Raw genomic sequence first — 14,750 nt, forward strand, 5'->3', positions numbered from 1 at the left:
GGCGCCTCGGGTCAGTCCGGCAGGTCGCGCGAGGGCTTGACCTTGGGCCGCGGATCCAGCGGCATGTAGCTGCTGCACGACACCAGGCTGTAATAGACGGCATCCTGCATGGCGCGCATCGCGGCGGCGTCCCAGGTGCCCTTGCCCCACATCGCGACGCGCACGTCGGTGCTCTTGGCGCCGGCGGCCTTCAGTTCGACGCGCGACATCTCGGTGTCGCTGTAGGGCGCCAGCACGCGCACCACGCCCGAGCGCGCGCTTTCGTTCAAGTCCGCCACCACGCGGTAGGCGTCGTCGGCGCTGCGCAGGCAATCGCGGGATTGCCGGATCGCCGTCGCGTAGGCGTCTTCGAAAGCCACCGGCGCCTTGAATTCGCTGCGCGGGGACGAGCCGTTCTGCGAAATGCCCATCGAGCAGCCCGCCAGACCCACGGCCAGCGCCGATGCCGCGACCAGATTCCTGTACATGTGTATCTCCAGATCAGTGCCCGCGATTATCCCGCATATCGGCCCGGCGCGACCGGCCCCCGGGCCGCCTACAGGATCCCGATGCGGTACTCCAGGTTCTTGACCAGGGTTCTCAGGCGCGGGCCCAGGGTTTCGTACACGTACTTTTCGTCCAGGCCGTCGGCCGGGATGGTCACGTTGAAGGCCAGCGGCAGGTCGTTGGAGCGGTAGCGCATCGGGGTGGCGATGCCGCACAGCTCGGCGCGCCAGTCCTTGCTGACCACGCAGAAGCCGTGCTGGTCGATCTCGTCGTAGGCGGGCTGCAGCGCCGGGGCGAAGCGCTCCCATTCCTCGGGAAATTCCTCGGCCAGCCGGCCGCAGATCAGCGCGCGCTCCTCGACGGTCTGGGCGTACAGCAGGGCCCGTCCCGTGGCCGTGCGCAGCAAGGGGCGGGCCGAGCCGATATCCGGCCGCGAGGCGTTGGACGCGCCGTCCTGGACGGTTTCCACGTACACCACCTGCAGGCGGTCCCGAATCGCCATGGAAACCGGCCCCTTGGCATAGCGCGCCAGCTCGACCATGTCGTGCGCCGCCAGCTGGCGCAGGGTCAGGTGCACGAGCAAGGGATAGCCCAGCGTCAGCACGGCGGGCCCCAGCGAGTACTTGCCGGTGCGCTCGTCGCGGCGCAGATAGCCCAGCCCCACCAGCGTGAAAGTCAGCCTGGACACCGTCGGGCGCGTCAGGCCCAGCATTTCGGAAATCTCCTTGTTGCCCAGCAGCGGCTCGGACGCTGAAAAACACTTGAGCACGTCCAGTCCGTTGGAAAGCGTGGACGCGAACCGCGGGTGCGCTTCCAGCGACGCGCGGGATTCGAGTTCGTAATTGAGCGGCGTTTTCGAGTGCATATCGACCTAGGGTTCCGGAGCATTGACAGTATATCGCCTGCCGAAATACAAACTGTCCGTTCGATAGTTAGATTTGAATTCCATTTATTGAAATTGAAAAGGCAGCAGCCATGACCGAACCGCAGTTTTCCAGGCAGCCGCAGGGCGCCCGCTTGTTCAGCTTCGCCGTCGTCGCGGACACCCACGTCAACGAATCCGAGGACACCTGCGCCTCGCCGTTCGCCACCAATGCGCGCGCCAACGCCCGCGCCCGGCACGTCTTCGCCGACATCGCCCGCCTGGATCCGGCCCCCGCGTTCGCCATCCACCTGGGCGACATCGTTCATCCGGTGCCCGGCATGCCCTCCTTCGACGAGGCGGCGCGCCGCTTCAAGGCCATCGCGAGCCAAATCGACATTCCGCTGCATCTCGTCCCCGGCAACCACGACGTGGGCGACAAGCGCATCGACTGGATGCCGGCCGACATCGTCTGCGACAGCTACCTGGACAAGTACCGCGAAGTCTTCGGCGCGGACTACTATGCGGTGGACCACGGCGAGGTCCGCTTCCTCTTCGTCAACGCGCTGCTGTTCAATTCCGGGCTGGCGGCGGACGACGCGCAGCGCGCCTGGATCGACGCGCAGCTGGCCGGCGCCGGCGGCCGCGTGTTCGTGTCGCTGCACTACCCGCCCTACCTGCATGACGCGCGGGAGCGCGGCTCCTACGACAACATCGACGAGCCCGGCCGCGGCTGGCTGCTGTCGCGCCTGGAGAATCCCAAGGTGGAGGCCGTCTTCGCCGGCCACGTCCACAACTTCTGGTACGACGTCATCGGCGGCGCGGAGATGTACATGCTGCCCTCCACCGCCTTCCTGCGGCATGACTACTCCGAGTTCTACCGCGTGCCGCCGGCCGACGAATTCGGCCGTGGCGACGTCGAGAAATTCGGCTACTTCATCGTCGACGTGCACGAGCGCGGGCATGTGGCCAAGCTGATCCGCACGCACGGCGCCATGCGCGGCGAAACCGGCGGTGAAGCCCCGGCCCGGACCTTGCCCACCGTCCACACCAAGACCGCCGCCAGCGAAGGCCTCGCGGTCGAGTTGCGGCACCCCTGGGCCGAAATCGTCGAGATCCCTTGCACCGGCGGCGTCCAGGAATTCGGCCGCAAGCTCGCCCGCAACGACTACCCGCTCATGGCCATGTGGGAAATGGGGCTGCGCACGCTCAAGATTCCCACGCAGGACCTGCACAACGAGCAGACCCTGCGCCGGGCCCGCCTCATGACCGACGTGGGGCATCGCTTCATCCTGACCTCGCTCGGCATCCCCGACACCGGCTTGCTGGACCGGGCGCGCGAACACGGCATCGCCATCGCCGCCATCGAGATCAACCTGAACGCGCAGGCGCTGCGCGACGCCGGGCCCGCGCTCTCGCGGCTGCGCGGCCACACCGCCGCCCGCCTCATCTACGGCAAGATCCGCACCGGCGAAGACGACGCGCATTTCGACGGCAAGCACTACAGCCATTTCGTCAACACCGGGCTGCGCGCCGCCGAACTGGAGGCGGCGCAACCCGCCCTGGCTGCGCACCTGGAACAAGGGCACATCGACGGCATCACCGTCCGCCTGGACTGGGGATCGGACCTCATCGCCGCGCATGGGGAACTGGCGCAGCGGGCCCGCGCGTGGGGCATGACGGTGAACGTGGGCGTGAAGCTGGCCGACCGCCTGGCCTCGGCGAACGCGGACGACGCCGCCATCGCCGCCCTGGTCGCCGAAGCCTTCCTGGCCTCCCGCGCCTCGGACGCGGTGACCTATTCCTTCGACACCTTCATGGACGTGGACCGCGGCTACTTCCCGCGCAACGGCTTGATCAACCGCCGCTACGACCCGCGGCCCGCCGGGCTGGCCCTGGCCGCGCTCAACGCCGTGTTCAACGCGCCGGGTCCGGCCTCGGTCGAGCGGATCGACGGCCCGGCCGATTCCCGCCTCTGCCGCTTCCGCGCCGGCAGCCAGGAGTACGAACTCGCCTACGGCCCCGCCTCCGCGCTGCGCGGCCACGCCTCGGCCACGCCCCGCAAGCGCGTCATCGACCTGCTCGCCCAGGAGGCGCTGGAGGGCGAGGAGGCCTGGGCCCGCCGGGACCGTCCGGGCCATGCGCTGCTGCTCATCCAGCGCGCCTGATTTCCCCTCTTCCATCGCCAGGAGTCATCGCATGCTTCGTATCGGAATGAAAATCGCCGGAATGCTGGCCGCCGCCTGCCTTCCCCTGTTCGCCCAGGCCCAGTCGTTTCCGGACAAGCCGGTGCGCCTGATCGTGGCCTATACGCCCGGCGGCGCGACCGACGTGATCGCCCGCGTCCTGGGCGCGAAGCTGACGGCCAAGTGGGGCCAGCAGGTCATCGTCGAGAACCGGTCCGGCGCCAGCGGCATGATCGGGGCCGAGCAGGTGGTGAACGCCAAGCCCGACGGCTACACCCTGCTGCTGGCCTATACGCCGGAGGTGTCCATCAACAAGCTCGTCTACAAGCAGATGCGCTACGACCCCATGAAGGATCTGCAGCCCATCGCCCTCGTCGCCGATGCGCCGCTGATCCTGGTAAGCGGCCCCAAGCTGCCGGTCGACAGCTACGACGAGATGAAGCGCAAGGCGGCCCAGGCCTCGATCGTCTTCGGATCTCCGGGCACGGGCGGCCAGCAGCACCTGGCGGGCGAACTGCTGCGCGTGCGCTCGGGCATGAACCTGATGCACGTGCCGTATCGCGGCACGGGGCTGGCCGTGGCCGACCTGGTGGGCGGCCAGATCGATATTTTCTTCGCCACCGCGCCGGCCATCATCAGCCACATCCAGTCCGGCAAGCTGCACCCCCTGTTCGTGGCCGGACCGCGGCGCCAGGACATCCTGCCGAAGACGCCCACCGCCCGGGAAGTCGGCCTGGACGATTTCGACATTTCCAACTGGTTCGGCCTGTTCGGCCCCGCCGGCATGCCGCCCGCCCTGGTGGACCGGATCTCCGCCGACGTGGCCCAGGCGCTGCAGGCCGCCGATGTGCGGGAAAAGCTGGAAGGCCAGGGGCTGGCCATCTCGTACAAGTCTCCCCCGGACTTCAAGGCGTTCATCGGCACGGAGATGACGAAATACGCCGGGATCATCAAGGCGGCGGGGCTGGAGCCGCAGTAGCGCGCGCTCCGCGCCGGCGGTTCGACACCCCCGGCGCCGCTATGGCATTATCGGTGGACCAACCGGCAGCCGGCCCTGCCCGCGGCCGCAGCAACCTCGGAGGTCCCCCCTTGTTCTCATTCCTGAAGCGCACCGTCCTGGCCGCAAGCATCGTCGGCGCCTCGCTGGGCGCCAGCGCCGCGCAACCGCCCCGCGCCTACCCCCTGAAGGATTTCTTCCGCAACCCCGAACGCGGCTTCTTCCGGCTCGCCGACGACGGCAAGACGCTGGGCTTCATGCAGCCCACCAGCGTGGACGGCAACCCCGCCCGCATGAACATCTACGTGCAGCCGCTGCAGGGCAGCACCCCGGTCGGGGATCCGCGCCAGCTGACCAGTGAAACCGCGCGCGACATCAGCAACTTCTTCTGGAAGGGCGCCGACGTGGTGCTCTACCAAAAGGACTTCGGCGGCGACGAGAACTTCCACGTGCTGGCCGTCAACGCCAAGACCGGCAAGATCACCGACCTGACGCCCTACGAGGGCGTGCGCGCCGGCATCGAGGACGACCTCGAAGACGATCCCGACCACGTCCTGATCAGCCACAACCAGCGCGACCCGGAAGTCTTCGACGTCTACCGCGTCAACGTGCATACCGGCGCCGCCGTGCTGGTGGCGCAGAACCCGGGCAACATCGTCGGCTGGCAGACCGACCACGCCGGCAAGGTGCGCGCGGCGGTCGCCAGCGACGGGCTGAACACCACCCTGCTCTACCGCGACGACGAAGCCTCCGAGTTCCGCGCGCTGATCACCACCGACTACCGCACCAGCGTAAGCCCGGCGTTCTTCACCTTCGACGACAAGAAGTTCTACGCCCTCTCCAACCGCGGCCGCGACAAGCTGGCCCTGGTGGTCATCGACCCGGCCGCGCCCGACGTCGAAGAAGCCATCTTCACCCCCGACACGGTAGACCTCGACGCCGCGGCCTATTCGCGCAAGCGCCGCGTGCTGACGCTGGCCGCCTACCAGACCGACAAGCCGCAATACCGCTTTTTCGACGCCGAGACCGAGACGCTCTTCAAGAAACTGTCGGCCAAGCTAACGGGCTACGAATTCGCGATCCAGGGCTCCAACCGCGATGAAAACAAATTCATCGTCGCCGCCTACAACGACCGCACCCCGGGTTCGCGCTACATCTACGATGCCGCCGCCGATACCCTGACCAAGCTGGCCGACATCAACCCGGCGATCCCCGAAGCGGACATGTCGCGCGTGCAGCCCATCAGCTACCAGACGCGCGACGGCCTGACCGTCCACGGCTACCTGACGCTGCCCGCCGGCCGCGATCCCAAGAACCTGCCTTGCATCGTGAACCCGCACGGCGGCCCGTGGGCGCGCGACGGCTGGGGCTACAACCCGGAAGTACAGTTCCTGGCCAACCGCGGCTTCTGCGTGCTGCAGATGAATTTCCGCGGTTCCACCGGCTACGGCCGCGCCTTCTGGGAAGCCAGCTTCGGCCAATGGGGCCTGAAGATGCAGGACGACATCACGGACGGCGTCCAGTGGCTGGTGGCGCAAGGCATCGCCGACCCCAAGCGCATCGGCATCTACGGCGCGAGCTACGGCGGCTACGCCACGCTGGCCGGCGTCGCGTTCACGCCGGACCTCTACGCGGCCGCGGTCGATTACGTGGGCGTGTCCAATCTGTTCACGTTCATGAAGTCCATTCCGCCGTACTGGAAGCCCATGCTGGCCAAGATGCAGGACATGGTGGGCGACCCCGAGCGCGACCGCGAACGCCTCGCCGCAACCTCGCCCGCCCTGCATGCCGACAGGATCAAGACGCCGCTGTTCGTGGCGCAGGGCGCCAAGGATCCGCGCGTCAACAAGGACGAGAGCGACCAGATGGTCCAGGCGCTGCGCGCGCGCGGGGTCGAGGTGGAATACATGGTCAAGGACAACGAAGGCCACGGCTTCCACAACGACGAGAACAAGTTCGAGTTCTACGAGGCCATGGAGAAGTTCCTGACGGAACACCTCAAGCCGTAGACGCCGCCCCCTGGCGGGCGGCCGGCGCATCGGCCGCCCCATCGACGATCACATCGTCAACCCCGGCGGCAAGCGCCGTCGCAATCCCATCGGCCGCGGCGTCGGCCGGATTATCGGGCTGCGGCGCGCGGCCCGGGGCGCGGCCGATCGAAGCCATTTCCACCCGGTCGCGGCCCTGCTGCTTGGCGCGGTAGAGCGCCGCGTCGGCGCGCACCAGGATGCCGTCGGCGGTATCGCCCCGCTGGAACAAGGCCAGGCCGCCGCTGGTGGTCATCGGAACCTCGGCGCCCTGCAGCTGCAGCGGCGCGTCGCGCAAGGCGTCGCAGACCCGCTGCGCCTGCACCAGCGCGCGGGCGGGGTCGCAGTCGTACATCAGCAGCACGAATTCCTCGCCGCCCAGCCGGCCGAAGCGATCGGTGGCGCGCACCGCCCGCTGCACGACCTGCGCGTAGTGGCGCAGCGCGGTATCGCCGCCCGCGTGGCCGTAACGGTCGTTGATGGACTTGAAGTGGTCGATGTCCAGCAGCAGCACGGCCAGCTTCCCGCCGACGCGCCGGCAGCGCTGCAATTCGCGTTCGAGCTCGTCCAGGATGCTGCGCCGCGAATAGGCGCGGGTCAGGCTGTCGAAGGTCAGCGCGGCCTGCATCTGTTCGGACAGGCTGGTCTGCACCAGCAGCAGCAGCGCCAGGAACAGCGCGGGCACCGTGACCGCCCCGCAAACGATGAAGAACAAGGCCCATGGAGAAGGATCCAGCATCGACGCCGGCGCCTGCCCGCCCACGGTATAGACCGCCAGCCGCAGCGCGTGCAGCGCCGCCAGCCCGAAAATCGCCAGCATCAGGTAGAGCATCACGCCGCGGGTCTTGAGCCGCCGCCGCTGGCGGAAGATCACCCGGCCCGTTGCCAGCGCGCCCAGGCAGGTAAAGGTGGAAAACAGCAGGATGCGCCCGCGCTGGTCGTCCTCGCCGTAGAGCATCAGCGCGAACGCCAGGATGCAGAGCAGGCCCACGCCGGCCGCGCCCAGCATGTGCGGACTCAGGCCGAAGAACTGCCGCACGCCGACGTACACCAGGCTGAGCGCGGCCACCCACGCGGCGTTCGACACGATCACGTAGACGCCCGGCGGCACGATCCCGGCGGCCGCGTAGACCAGCAGGGACAGCACGGCCAGCGCATTGGCGGCCATGAAGGCCCTGATGCCTCCCACCTCGCTTGCGCGGAATGGCACGAGCAATGGCAATGCCAGTGCCGTCGCCAGGCCCCACATCAGGAAGAATAAGGAAGTCGTCATGTTTCTTGCCGGCTCGCGCTTTAGGGGCGTCCGCCGCCTTTCGGAATTGCCGTTGTCCTGGGGTCCGCACCGCGGAACGCGTTACACCTCAGCATTATTGATGCTTTTTGTTACCTCAACGGCGAATGGACGCGCATGCGCACAGGGCTGCCGGTCCTCGCCTGCCCGTCCATCCTGAATCTCCGCCGCCCGCTCGAGATGCGCGCGGCATGAGCGACGAAGAATACGCCAAGGCCGGCCTTGCAAGCTCATCCTTTGCAGTAATTGACAGTTAAATCTTCTAAAACCACCTAAAGTCCATCCCTGTCGACGGCGCCGCCAGAGCGCCGCGACCACGCCCCACGGGCGTGGCGCGTACTAGCCATGCACTCCCGTTGCGCGAGTGCGAAGGTCCCCGAAGCGGGCGCCGCGCAATCAGAACCCATGTTTCCACCTCCGTCGCCGGCGCTGTGCGCCCGCGCCGCGCCCGGCCGTCTTTGCCGGGCGCGGCGCGCATGCGGCGGGGGTTGCGAACGCCCTTAGTCGCAACTGCGGAAGTACTACAGATGCCATGCAAAGGAAGACCCTCAGGGACCGCCGCCGACCGGCGGGCAACGCGGCGCGCCGCCAGCCGGCCGCCATCCCCCCGAGCCGGGACAGGCTTGAGCCTGCTGGCCGCCTGCGCCGCGCTGGCGCCGGCCCTGGCCCTGTCCAGCCCGTCCCCTGACTACGACAGCCTGATTGCCCGGGCTCGCGCCGGCGAGTACGAGCCCGCGCTCGCCATGCTGCGCGAACAGGGCCCGGCCGCCGGCCAGCGGGCCATCCAGGACCGTATCGTGATCGCCGGCTGGGCCGGCCGGCCGGCCGAGGCGGCCGCCGCCTACGAAATGCTGCCCGCCGGCGCCACGCCTCCCGCCGAGGTGCAACTGGCCGCCGCGCGCGCCTACCGGGACCTTCAGCGCTGGCCCGAGGCGCTGGCCGCGTACCGGGCGGGCCTGCGCCTGCACCCCGGCCTGCCCGCCTTCCAGGCCGGCGAAATCATGACGCTGGCCGACGCCGGCCAGGCCCAGCCCGCGCTGGCCGCCGGCGAACGGTGGGTCGCGCGCCAGCCGCGCAACGTCGACGCCCGCCTCGCGCTCGCCTACGTCCACGCCCGCCAGAACCGCCCCTTCGACGCCCTGCACCAGGCCGACCAGGCGCGAGACATCGCGCCGGACACGCCCTACGTCCAGCGCGAATACATCCGCGCGCTGCAACGCGCCCGCATGGCCGACGTCGCGCTGGCGCGCGCCTACGAGCATCCCGGCCTGTTCGACGCCGCGTCGATGCGGCGCCTGGAAGCCGATGCCGTGGCCCAGCAGGTGCGACTGGCCTCCATGCCCACGCGCAACGAAGCCGAGCGCTTCGTCATCGCCGACCGGGCGCTGGCCCGCTATGACGAGCTGATTCCCGCCTGGCGCGACCTGGGCGACGCGGCCCGCGACGACGTGCTGCGCGCGCGCATCGACCGCCTGCACGCCCTGCATGCCCGCGTGCGCATGGCGGACCTGGCGCGCGAATACGAGGCGCTGCGGGCCGAGGGCGCGCAGGTGCCCCGCTACGCCCTGAACGACGTGGCGTCGGCCTACCTGTATCTGCGCGAGCCCGAGAAGGCCGGCGACATCTACCGCCAGGTCGCCGCGGACGGCGCCTTGCGCGACGACGATCCGGTGGATCGCCTGAGCAACGAAACCGGCCTGTACTACTCGCTGGCCGAGGCCGAAGCGTTCGACGAAGCCACGGACACCCTGGCCTCCACCCGCGACGACTATCCGGCCTGGGTCTACGCCAAGGGCCAGCCCAGCCGCATCCCCAACGACCTCAAGCTGGAACGTCTGCAGACCGACGCGGCCGCCAGCCTGATGGCCGACGACGCCGAAACCGCCCAGCGCAGCCTGGAAGACATGGTGCGCGAGGCGCCCAACAACTCCACCCTGCTCGCCCAGCTTGCCGCGACCTACCGCGCGCGCTCCCTGCCCCGCGCCTCGGAACGCTCGCTGAAAATGGCCGAGACGCTGACGCCGCGCAACGTGGGCGTGGAGAACGGCCAGGGCTTCGGCGCGCTCGAACTGCAGGAATGGCGCCAGGCCGAGGCCTTGAGCCAGGACACGATCTCGCGCTCGCCTGAGAACCTGAGCTCGCGCCGCCTCGCACGGCTCTGGGAAGTGCACAACAAGGCCGAGCTGCGGATCACCGGCTACCGCGGCCTGGCGTCGGACAGCCCGGTCTCGGGCAGCGGCGACTTCGGCATCGACGCCGTGGTGTACTCGAAGCCGCTGGACTACAACTGGCGCGTCTTCGGCGGCGGCGGCTACGCCGCGGGAGACTTCGAGGAAGGCCGCGGCAACTACCGCTGGGTGCGCACCGGCGTGGAATGGCGCGGCCGCGACCTGACCGTCGAGGGCGAAGTCTCTACCCACGACTATGGCCATGGCGTGAAGCCCGGGCTGCGCCTGACCGCCGCCTACGACGTGGATGACCACTGGCAGGTGGGCGGCTCGGCCGAATGGATGTCGCGCGAGACGCCGCTGCGCGCCCTGGCCAGCGGGGTCTCGTCCAACAGCCTGTCCGGCTTCGTACGCTGGCGCGCCAACGAGCGCCGCGAATGGACGCTGGCCCTGTCGCCTTCGCATTTCAGCGACGGCAACGACCGCTGGTCCCTCGGCCTGAACGGACGCGAGCGCGTCTACACCGCGCCGCACCTGAAGGCCGACCTGGAATTCGACATCTCCACGCAACGCAACAGCGGCGGCAGCGACGTGCCCTATTTCAACCCGCGCTCGGACCTCATGCTGCTGCCCGGCCTGCGGCTGACCCATACCCTGTATCGCCGCTACGAAACCGCCTGGGAGCAGATCGGCACCGTCGGCGCGGGCACCTACACGCAGCAGGACCACGGCACCGGCGGCGTGTTCGCGCTGGGCTACGGCCAGCGCTATCGCGCCAACGACGTCCTCGACATGGGCGCGATGATCACCGGCATCAGCCGCCCGTACGACGGCGACCGCGAGCGCGAGCTGCGCATCGTGTTCGACCTTGCCTACCGCTTCTGAGACCGCCTTCCATGCTTAGAACCCATACCCGCGTCCTTCTGGCCGGCCTGCTGTTGCTGGTCATCCTGGTGCTGACCGCCTGCGCCAAGGACATTCCCGTCTATACCCCGCCGTCCGAGCGCGCCGTCGCGCCGGTCGACCAGCCCTGGGTATCCGGCCAGTTCCTGGCCCTGGCCTACCACGACGTCGAAGACGAAGACCCCGACCAGGGCTTCCTCAGCGTGCGCACCGACCGCCTCGTCGAGCAACTGGCCTGGCTGCGCGAGAACGGCTACCAGGCCGTGTCCGTGGACCAGATCCTGGAAGCTGGCGACGGCGGCAAGCCCCTGCCCGACCGCGCCGTGCTGCTCAGTTTCGACGACGGCTACCGCAGCTTCTATACCCGCGTCCTGCCCATCCTGAAGGCCTACCGCTGGCCTGCCCTGCTGGCGCCGGTCGGCATGTGGATGGACACGCCGGCGAACCGGCAGGTGGATTTCGGCGGCAGCCCGCAGCCGCGCGACCGCTTCCTCGACTGGAACGAGATCCGCGAGATCTCGCGCTCGGGCCTGGTGGAGATCGCCGCGCACACGGACGCCTCGCACTATGGCGCCCTGGCCAATCCGCAGGGCAACACCGAACCGGCCGCCGCCATCCGCGCCTACGACAGCCGCAACCGCCAGTACGAAACGGAAGCGCAGTTCCAGGCCCGCATGGGGCGGGATGTCGCCGCCATCACCGACAAGATCCGCCGCGTCACCGGCAAGGCGCCGCGCGTATGGGTCTGGCCCTACGGCGCGGAGGGCGGCTCCACGCTGAAGATCGCCGGCGAGCACGGCTACCGCCTCGCCCTGACGCTGGAAGACGGCCCGAGCCGGGTCTCGCGCCTGATGTCGACGCCACGCCTGCTGCTGTCCAACGACCCGACGCTGCGGTCTTTCGCCGACAGCATCGGCGGCATCGAGTCCGTGCCCATGATGCGCGTGGCCCACGTGGACCTGGACTACCTCTACGATCCGGACCCGGCCCAGGCCGACCGCAACCTCGGCGAGCTGGTGCAGCGCGTCGTGGACATGCAGATCAACACGGTCTTCCTGCAGGCGTTCGCGGATCCCGAGGCCGACGGACTGGTCCGGTCCGTGTACTTCCCGAACCGCTGGCTGCCCATGCGCGCCGACCTGTTCAACCGGGTCGCCTGGCAGCTGAAGAACCGGGCGCACGTGAACGTCTATGCCTGGATGCCGGTGCTGGCGGTCGACCTGGATCCCTCCATCGCCCGCGTCACCCGCTGGGACCCGGCGCATCCCGAGGCCGCGCCGGCGCCGGACGCCGACCAGTACCGCCGCCTTTCGCCGTTCGATCCGGTCGCGCGACAGCGCATCGGCGACCTGTACGAAGACCTGGCGCGCTACACCCTGTTCGACGGCGTGCTGTTCCATGACGACGCCGTGCTCGGCGACTTCGAAGACGCCAGCCCCGGCGCGCTGGCGGCCTACCGCCAGGCCGGCCTGCCCGGCTCGATCGCCGAACTGCGCGCGGACCCGGACACCATGCAGCGCTGGACTCGCCTGAAAAGCCGCGCCCTGATCGACTTCACGGCCGAACTCGCCGAGCGCGTGCGCGCGGTGCGCGGACCGAAGATCCTGACGGCCCGCAATATCTTCGCCGAGCCCATCCTGAATCCCGCCAGCGAAGCCTGGTTCGCGCAGAACCTGGACGACTTCCTGGGCGCCTACGACTGGACCGCGCCCATGGCGATGCCGCGCATGGAAAACGTGCCCGAAGCCCGCGAGCATGCCTGGCTGGACCGGTTGGTCGACGCCGTCGCGCGGCGCCCCGGCGCGCTCGACAAGACCGTGTTCGAACTGCAGGCGCGCGATTGGCGCACCGGCCCCGGCCGCCCCGAGTCCACCCCCATCGACACGGACGTGCTCGCCGGCTGGATGGCGCGGCTGCAACTGCGCGGCGCCCGCAGCTTCGGCTATTACCCCGACGATTTCTCGCAAGACCAGCCCCGGCTGCAAGGCATCCGGCCCGCCATTTCCGAAGCCTGGTATCCCATCCGATGATAGACCGACTGATCGCCCTGATTATTCTTCTCGCGGTGCTCGGCGCGCCCTTCGGCTTCACCCTGATGCTGACCGGCGAGGCGCTGCTGGGCTTCGTGTTCTTCTACCCCCTGTTCATGTCCGGCATGTGGATGACGGGCGGCCTCTATTTCTGGTGGCATTGGGAGCGCCACTGGAAATGGGGCAAGGACCGCGAGCCGCCGACGCTGGCGGGCAACCCGCTGGTCTCCATCCTGGTGCCCTGCTTCAACGAGGCGGACCATGGCGAGGAGACCCTGCTGGCCGCGCTGGCGCAGAACTATCCGCATATCGAGGTCATCGCCATCAACGACGGCTCCACCGACGGCACGGCGGACATGCTGGACCGGATGGCGTCCGTCCATGACCGGCTGCGCGTGGTCCACCTGGCGCAGAACCAGGGCAAGGCCATGGCGCTGCGCATGGGCGCGCTGGCGGCGCGCAGCGAATACCTGATCTGCATCGACGGCGACGCGATGCTGGACCCCGACGCGGCCGCCTACCTGGTGGCGCCGCTGATCGACAATCCGCGCGTGGGCGCGGTCACCGGCAACCCGCGCATCCGCACCCGCTCGACCATGATCGGCAGGATCCAGGTGGGGGAATTCTCCTCCATCATCGGGCTGATCAAGCGCACCCAGCGCGTCTACGGGCAGGTGTTCACCGTGTCCGGCGTGGTCGCCGCGTTCCGTCGCGCCGCGCTGGACCGGGTGGGCTACTGGAGCCTGGACATGATCACCGAGGACATCGACATCAGCTGGAAGCTGCAGCGCGACCACTGGTCGATCTTCTACGAGCCGCGCGGCCTGTGCTGGATCCTGATGCCCGAAACCCTGCGCGGGCTGTGGAAGCAGCGACTGCGCTGGGCCCAGGGCGGCGCCGAGGTGTTCCTGAAGAACCTGCGGTCCATCTGGAGCTGGCGCCATCGCCGGCTGTGGCCCCTGGTGGCGGAATTCTGCCTGTCCACCGCCTGGGCCTTCGCCTTCGGCATCTCGGTGCTGCTGTGGGCCGTCAGCCAGGTGGTCAGCCTGCCCAACAACATGCACATCGCCAGCCTGATGCCCCCGGCCTTCACCGGCATGATGCTGGCGGTGGTGTGCCTGCTGCAATTCGTCATCAGCATCCTGATCGACCGCCGCTACGAGCCCGGCCTGCCGCGGGCCCTGTACTGGGTCATCTGGTATCCGCTGGCCTTCTGGATGGTGAGCCTGTTCACCACCCTGGTCAGCTTCCCCAAAGTCATGCTCCGCAAGCAGGCCCAGCGCGCGCGCTGGACCAGCCCGGACCGGGGCATCAAATCACCGGACGCATCATGATCATCACGACGCAACGCTCCCGCGCGGGCTATGTTTTCGACCTCGTCCTGACCGGCATCGGCTGGTTCGCCTTCGTCTACCTGTTCGGGGCGGGCATTCTCGCCATCCTGACCGATGCGGCGCAGGGCCCCGGCCTGTCGCCCTGGCCCGCCTTCGTGCCCACCATGCGCACGCTGTCCGGCTATGCCCTGCTGGCGGCGGCCAACGCCGTGGTGCTGGTGGCCTGGGCGATCTACAACCACCGCCGCTTTTCCGGCAAGGACCGCCGCAAGGCGATCAAGCCGCTGAGCGACCGCCGCCTGGCGCTCAGCTTCGCCCTCACGCCGGCGCAGCTCTCGCGCCTGCGGTCCACGCGCTGCGCCGTGATCCATCACGGCGCGGAAGGGGAAATCACCGGGATCGAAAGCCGCAGTCCCTTCCTCAGCGCCTTGCAGGCAGGCTGAGGCAACCGAGGCGGAACGGGCGG

General features: G+C 68.9%; 10 protein-coding genes. 7 read left to right on the forward strand and 3 right to left on the reverse strand.

Going from position 1 to position 14,750, the window contains the following annotated elements; translation table 11 throughout:
- Nucleotides 1–11: 11 nt before the first annotated feature.
- Both ADE01S_RS06170 and ADE01S_RS06175 read right to left on the reverse strand, forming a co-directional pair.
- A complete protein-coding gene (locus tag ADE01S_RS06170; protein ID WP_062680594.1) occupies nt 12–467 on the reverse strand; it encodes a BPTD_2524 family lipoprotein in 456 nt (151 codons plus the stop codon).
- A 68-nt stretch (nt 468–535) separates the two neighbouring features.
- Nucleotides 536–1,351, reverse strand: a complete 816-nt coding sequence (locus ADE01S_RS06175; RefSeq protein ID WP_062680595.1) for an IclR family transcriptional regulator — start codon at nt 1,349–1,351, stop codon at nt 536–538.
- A 110-nt stretch (nt 1,352–1,461) separates the two neighbouring features.
- Here ADE01S_RS06175 and ADE01S_RS06180 point away from each other — a divergent pair, with 110 nt between their 5' ends.
- The 3 genes from ADE01S_RS06180 (at nt 1,462) to ADE01S_RS06190 (ending at nt 6,540) form a co-directional block, all read left to right on the forward strand.
- The gene (locus ADE01S_RS06180; protein WP_062680596.1) at nt 1,462–3,516 is read left to right on the forward strand and encodes a metallophosphoesterase; all 2,055 of its coding nucleotides are present in this window, start codon (nt 1,462–1,464) and stop codon (nt 3,514–3,516) included.
- A gap of 31 nt (nt 3,517–3,547) precedes the next feature.
- Complete coding sequence (locus ADE01S_RS06185; RefSeq protein ID WP_062680597.1) at nt 3,548–4,513, forward strand: Bug family tripartite tricarboxylate transporter substrate binding protein; 966 nt, start codon at nt 3,548–3,550, stop codon at nt 4,511–4,513.
- Nucleotides 4,514–4,623: 110 nt separating this feature from the next.
- Entirely contained in the window at nt 4,624–6,540 is a 1,917-nt protein-coding gene (locus ADE01S_RS06190) for a S9 family peptidase (RefSeq protein WP_062680598.1), read from the forward strand.
- Here the strand turns inward: ADE01S_RS06190 and ADE01S_RS06195 are convergent.
- The gene (locus ADE01S_RS06195; RefSeq protein ID WP_082775719.1) at nt 6,530–7,831 is read right to left on the reverse strand and encodes a GGDEF domain-containing protein; all 1,302 of its coding nucleotides are present in this window, start codon (nt 7,829–7,831) and stop codon (nt 6,530–6,532) included. The genes ADE01S_RS06190 and ADE01S_RS06195 overlap by 11 nt on opposite strands.
- Before the next feature lie 641 nt (nt 7,832–8,472).
- On the opposite strand from ADE01S_RS06195, the gene pgaA reads away from it, so the two are divergent.
- Genes pgaA through pgaD form a run of 4 tightly spaced genes read left to right on the forward strand, consistent with a single transcriptional unit; the run spans nt 8,473 to nt 14,727 of the window.
- Complete coding sequence (gene pgaA / locus ADE01S_RS06200) at nt 8,473–10,902, forward strand: poly-beta-1,6 N-acetyl-D-glucosamine export porin PgaA (RefSeq protein ID WP_242663435.1); 2,430 nt, start codon at nt 8,473–8,475, stop codon at nt 10,900–10,902.
- 11 nt (nt 10,903–10,913) lie between these two features.
- A complete protein-coding gene (gene pgaB / locus ADE01S_RS06205; protein ID WP_062680599.1) occupies nt 10,914–12,950 on the forward strand; it encodes a poly-beta-1,6-N-acetyl-D-glucosamine N-deacetylase PgaB in 2,037 nt (678 codons plus the stop codon).
- Nucleotides 12,947–14,284 (forward strand): poly-beta-1,6-N-acetyl-D-glucosamine synthase, encoded by a 1,338-nt coding sequence (gene pgaC / locus ADE01S_RS06210; RefSeq protein ID WP_062680600.1) that lies wholly within the window; start codon nt 12,947–12,949, stop codon nt 14,282–14,284. Before pgaB ends, pgaC begins: the two co-directional genes overlap by 4 nt.
- Nucleotides 14,281–14,727, forward strand: a complete 447-nt coding sequence (gene pgaD, locus ADE01S_RS06215; protein ID WP_062680601.1) for a poly-beta-1,6-N-acetyl-D-glucosamine biosynthesis protein PgaD — start codon at nt 14,281–14,283, stop codon at nt 14,725–14,727. The genes pgaC and pgaD overlap by 4 nt, the downstream gene beginning before the upstream one ends.
- Nucleotides 14,728–14,750 lie beyond the last annotated feature (23 nt).

Origin of the sequence: Achromobacter denitrificans NBRC 15125, assembly GCF_001571365.1 — a bacterium.
Classification (GTDB): domain Bacteria; phylum Pseudomonadota; class Gammaproteobacteria; order Burkholderiales; family Burkholderiaceae_B; genus Achromobacter; species Achromobacter denitrificans.

What these genes read in the sequence shown, in the direction of transcription:
- ADE01S_RS06170 (WP_062680594.1), bottom strand. Translation starts at nt 467, where the DNA reads ATGTACAGGAATCTGGTCGCGGCATCGGCGCTGGCCGTGGGTCTGGCG.
- ADE01S_RS06175 (WP_062680595.1), bottom strand. Translation starts at nt 1,351, where the DNA reads ATGCACTCGAAAACGCCGCTCAATTACGAACTCGAATCCCGCGCGTCG.
- ADE01S_RS06180 (WP_062680596.1), top strand. Translation starts at nt 1,462, where the DNA reads ATGACCGAACCGCAGTTTTCCAGGCAGCCGCAGGGCGCCCGCTTGTTC.
- ADE01S_RS06185 (WP_062680597.1), top strand. Translation starts at nt 3,548, where the DNA reads ATGCTTCGTATCGGAATGAAAATCGCCGGAATGCTGGCCGCCGCCTGC.
- ADE01S_RS06195 (WP_082775719.1), bottom strand. Translation starts at nt 7,831, where the DNA reads ATGACGACTTCCTTATTCTTCCTGATGTGGGGCCTGGCGACGGCACTG.
- pgaB (WP_062680599.1), top strand. Translation starts at nt 10,914, where the DNA reads ATGCTTAGAACCCATACCCGCGTCCTTCTGGCCGGCCTGCTGTTGCTG.
- pgaC (WP_062680600.1), top strand. Translation starts at nt 12,947, where the DNA reads ATGATAGACCGACTGATCGCCCTGATTATTCTTCTCGCGGTGCTCGGC.
- pgaD (WP_062680601.1), top strand. Translation starts at nt 14,281, where the DNA reads ATGATCATCACGACGCAACGCTCCCGCGCGGGCTATGTTTTCGACCTC.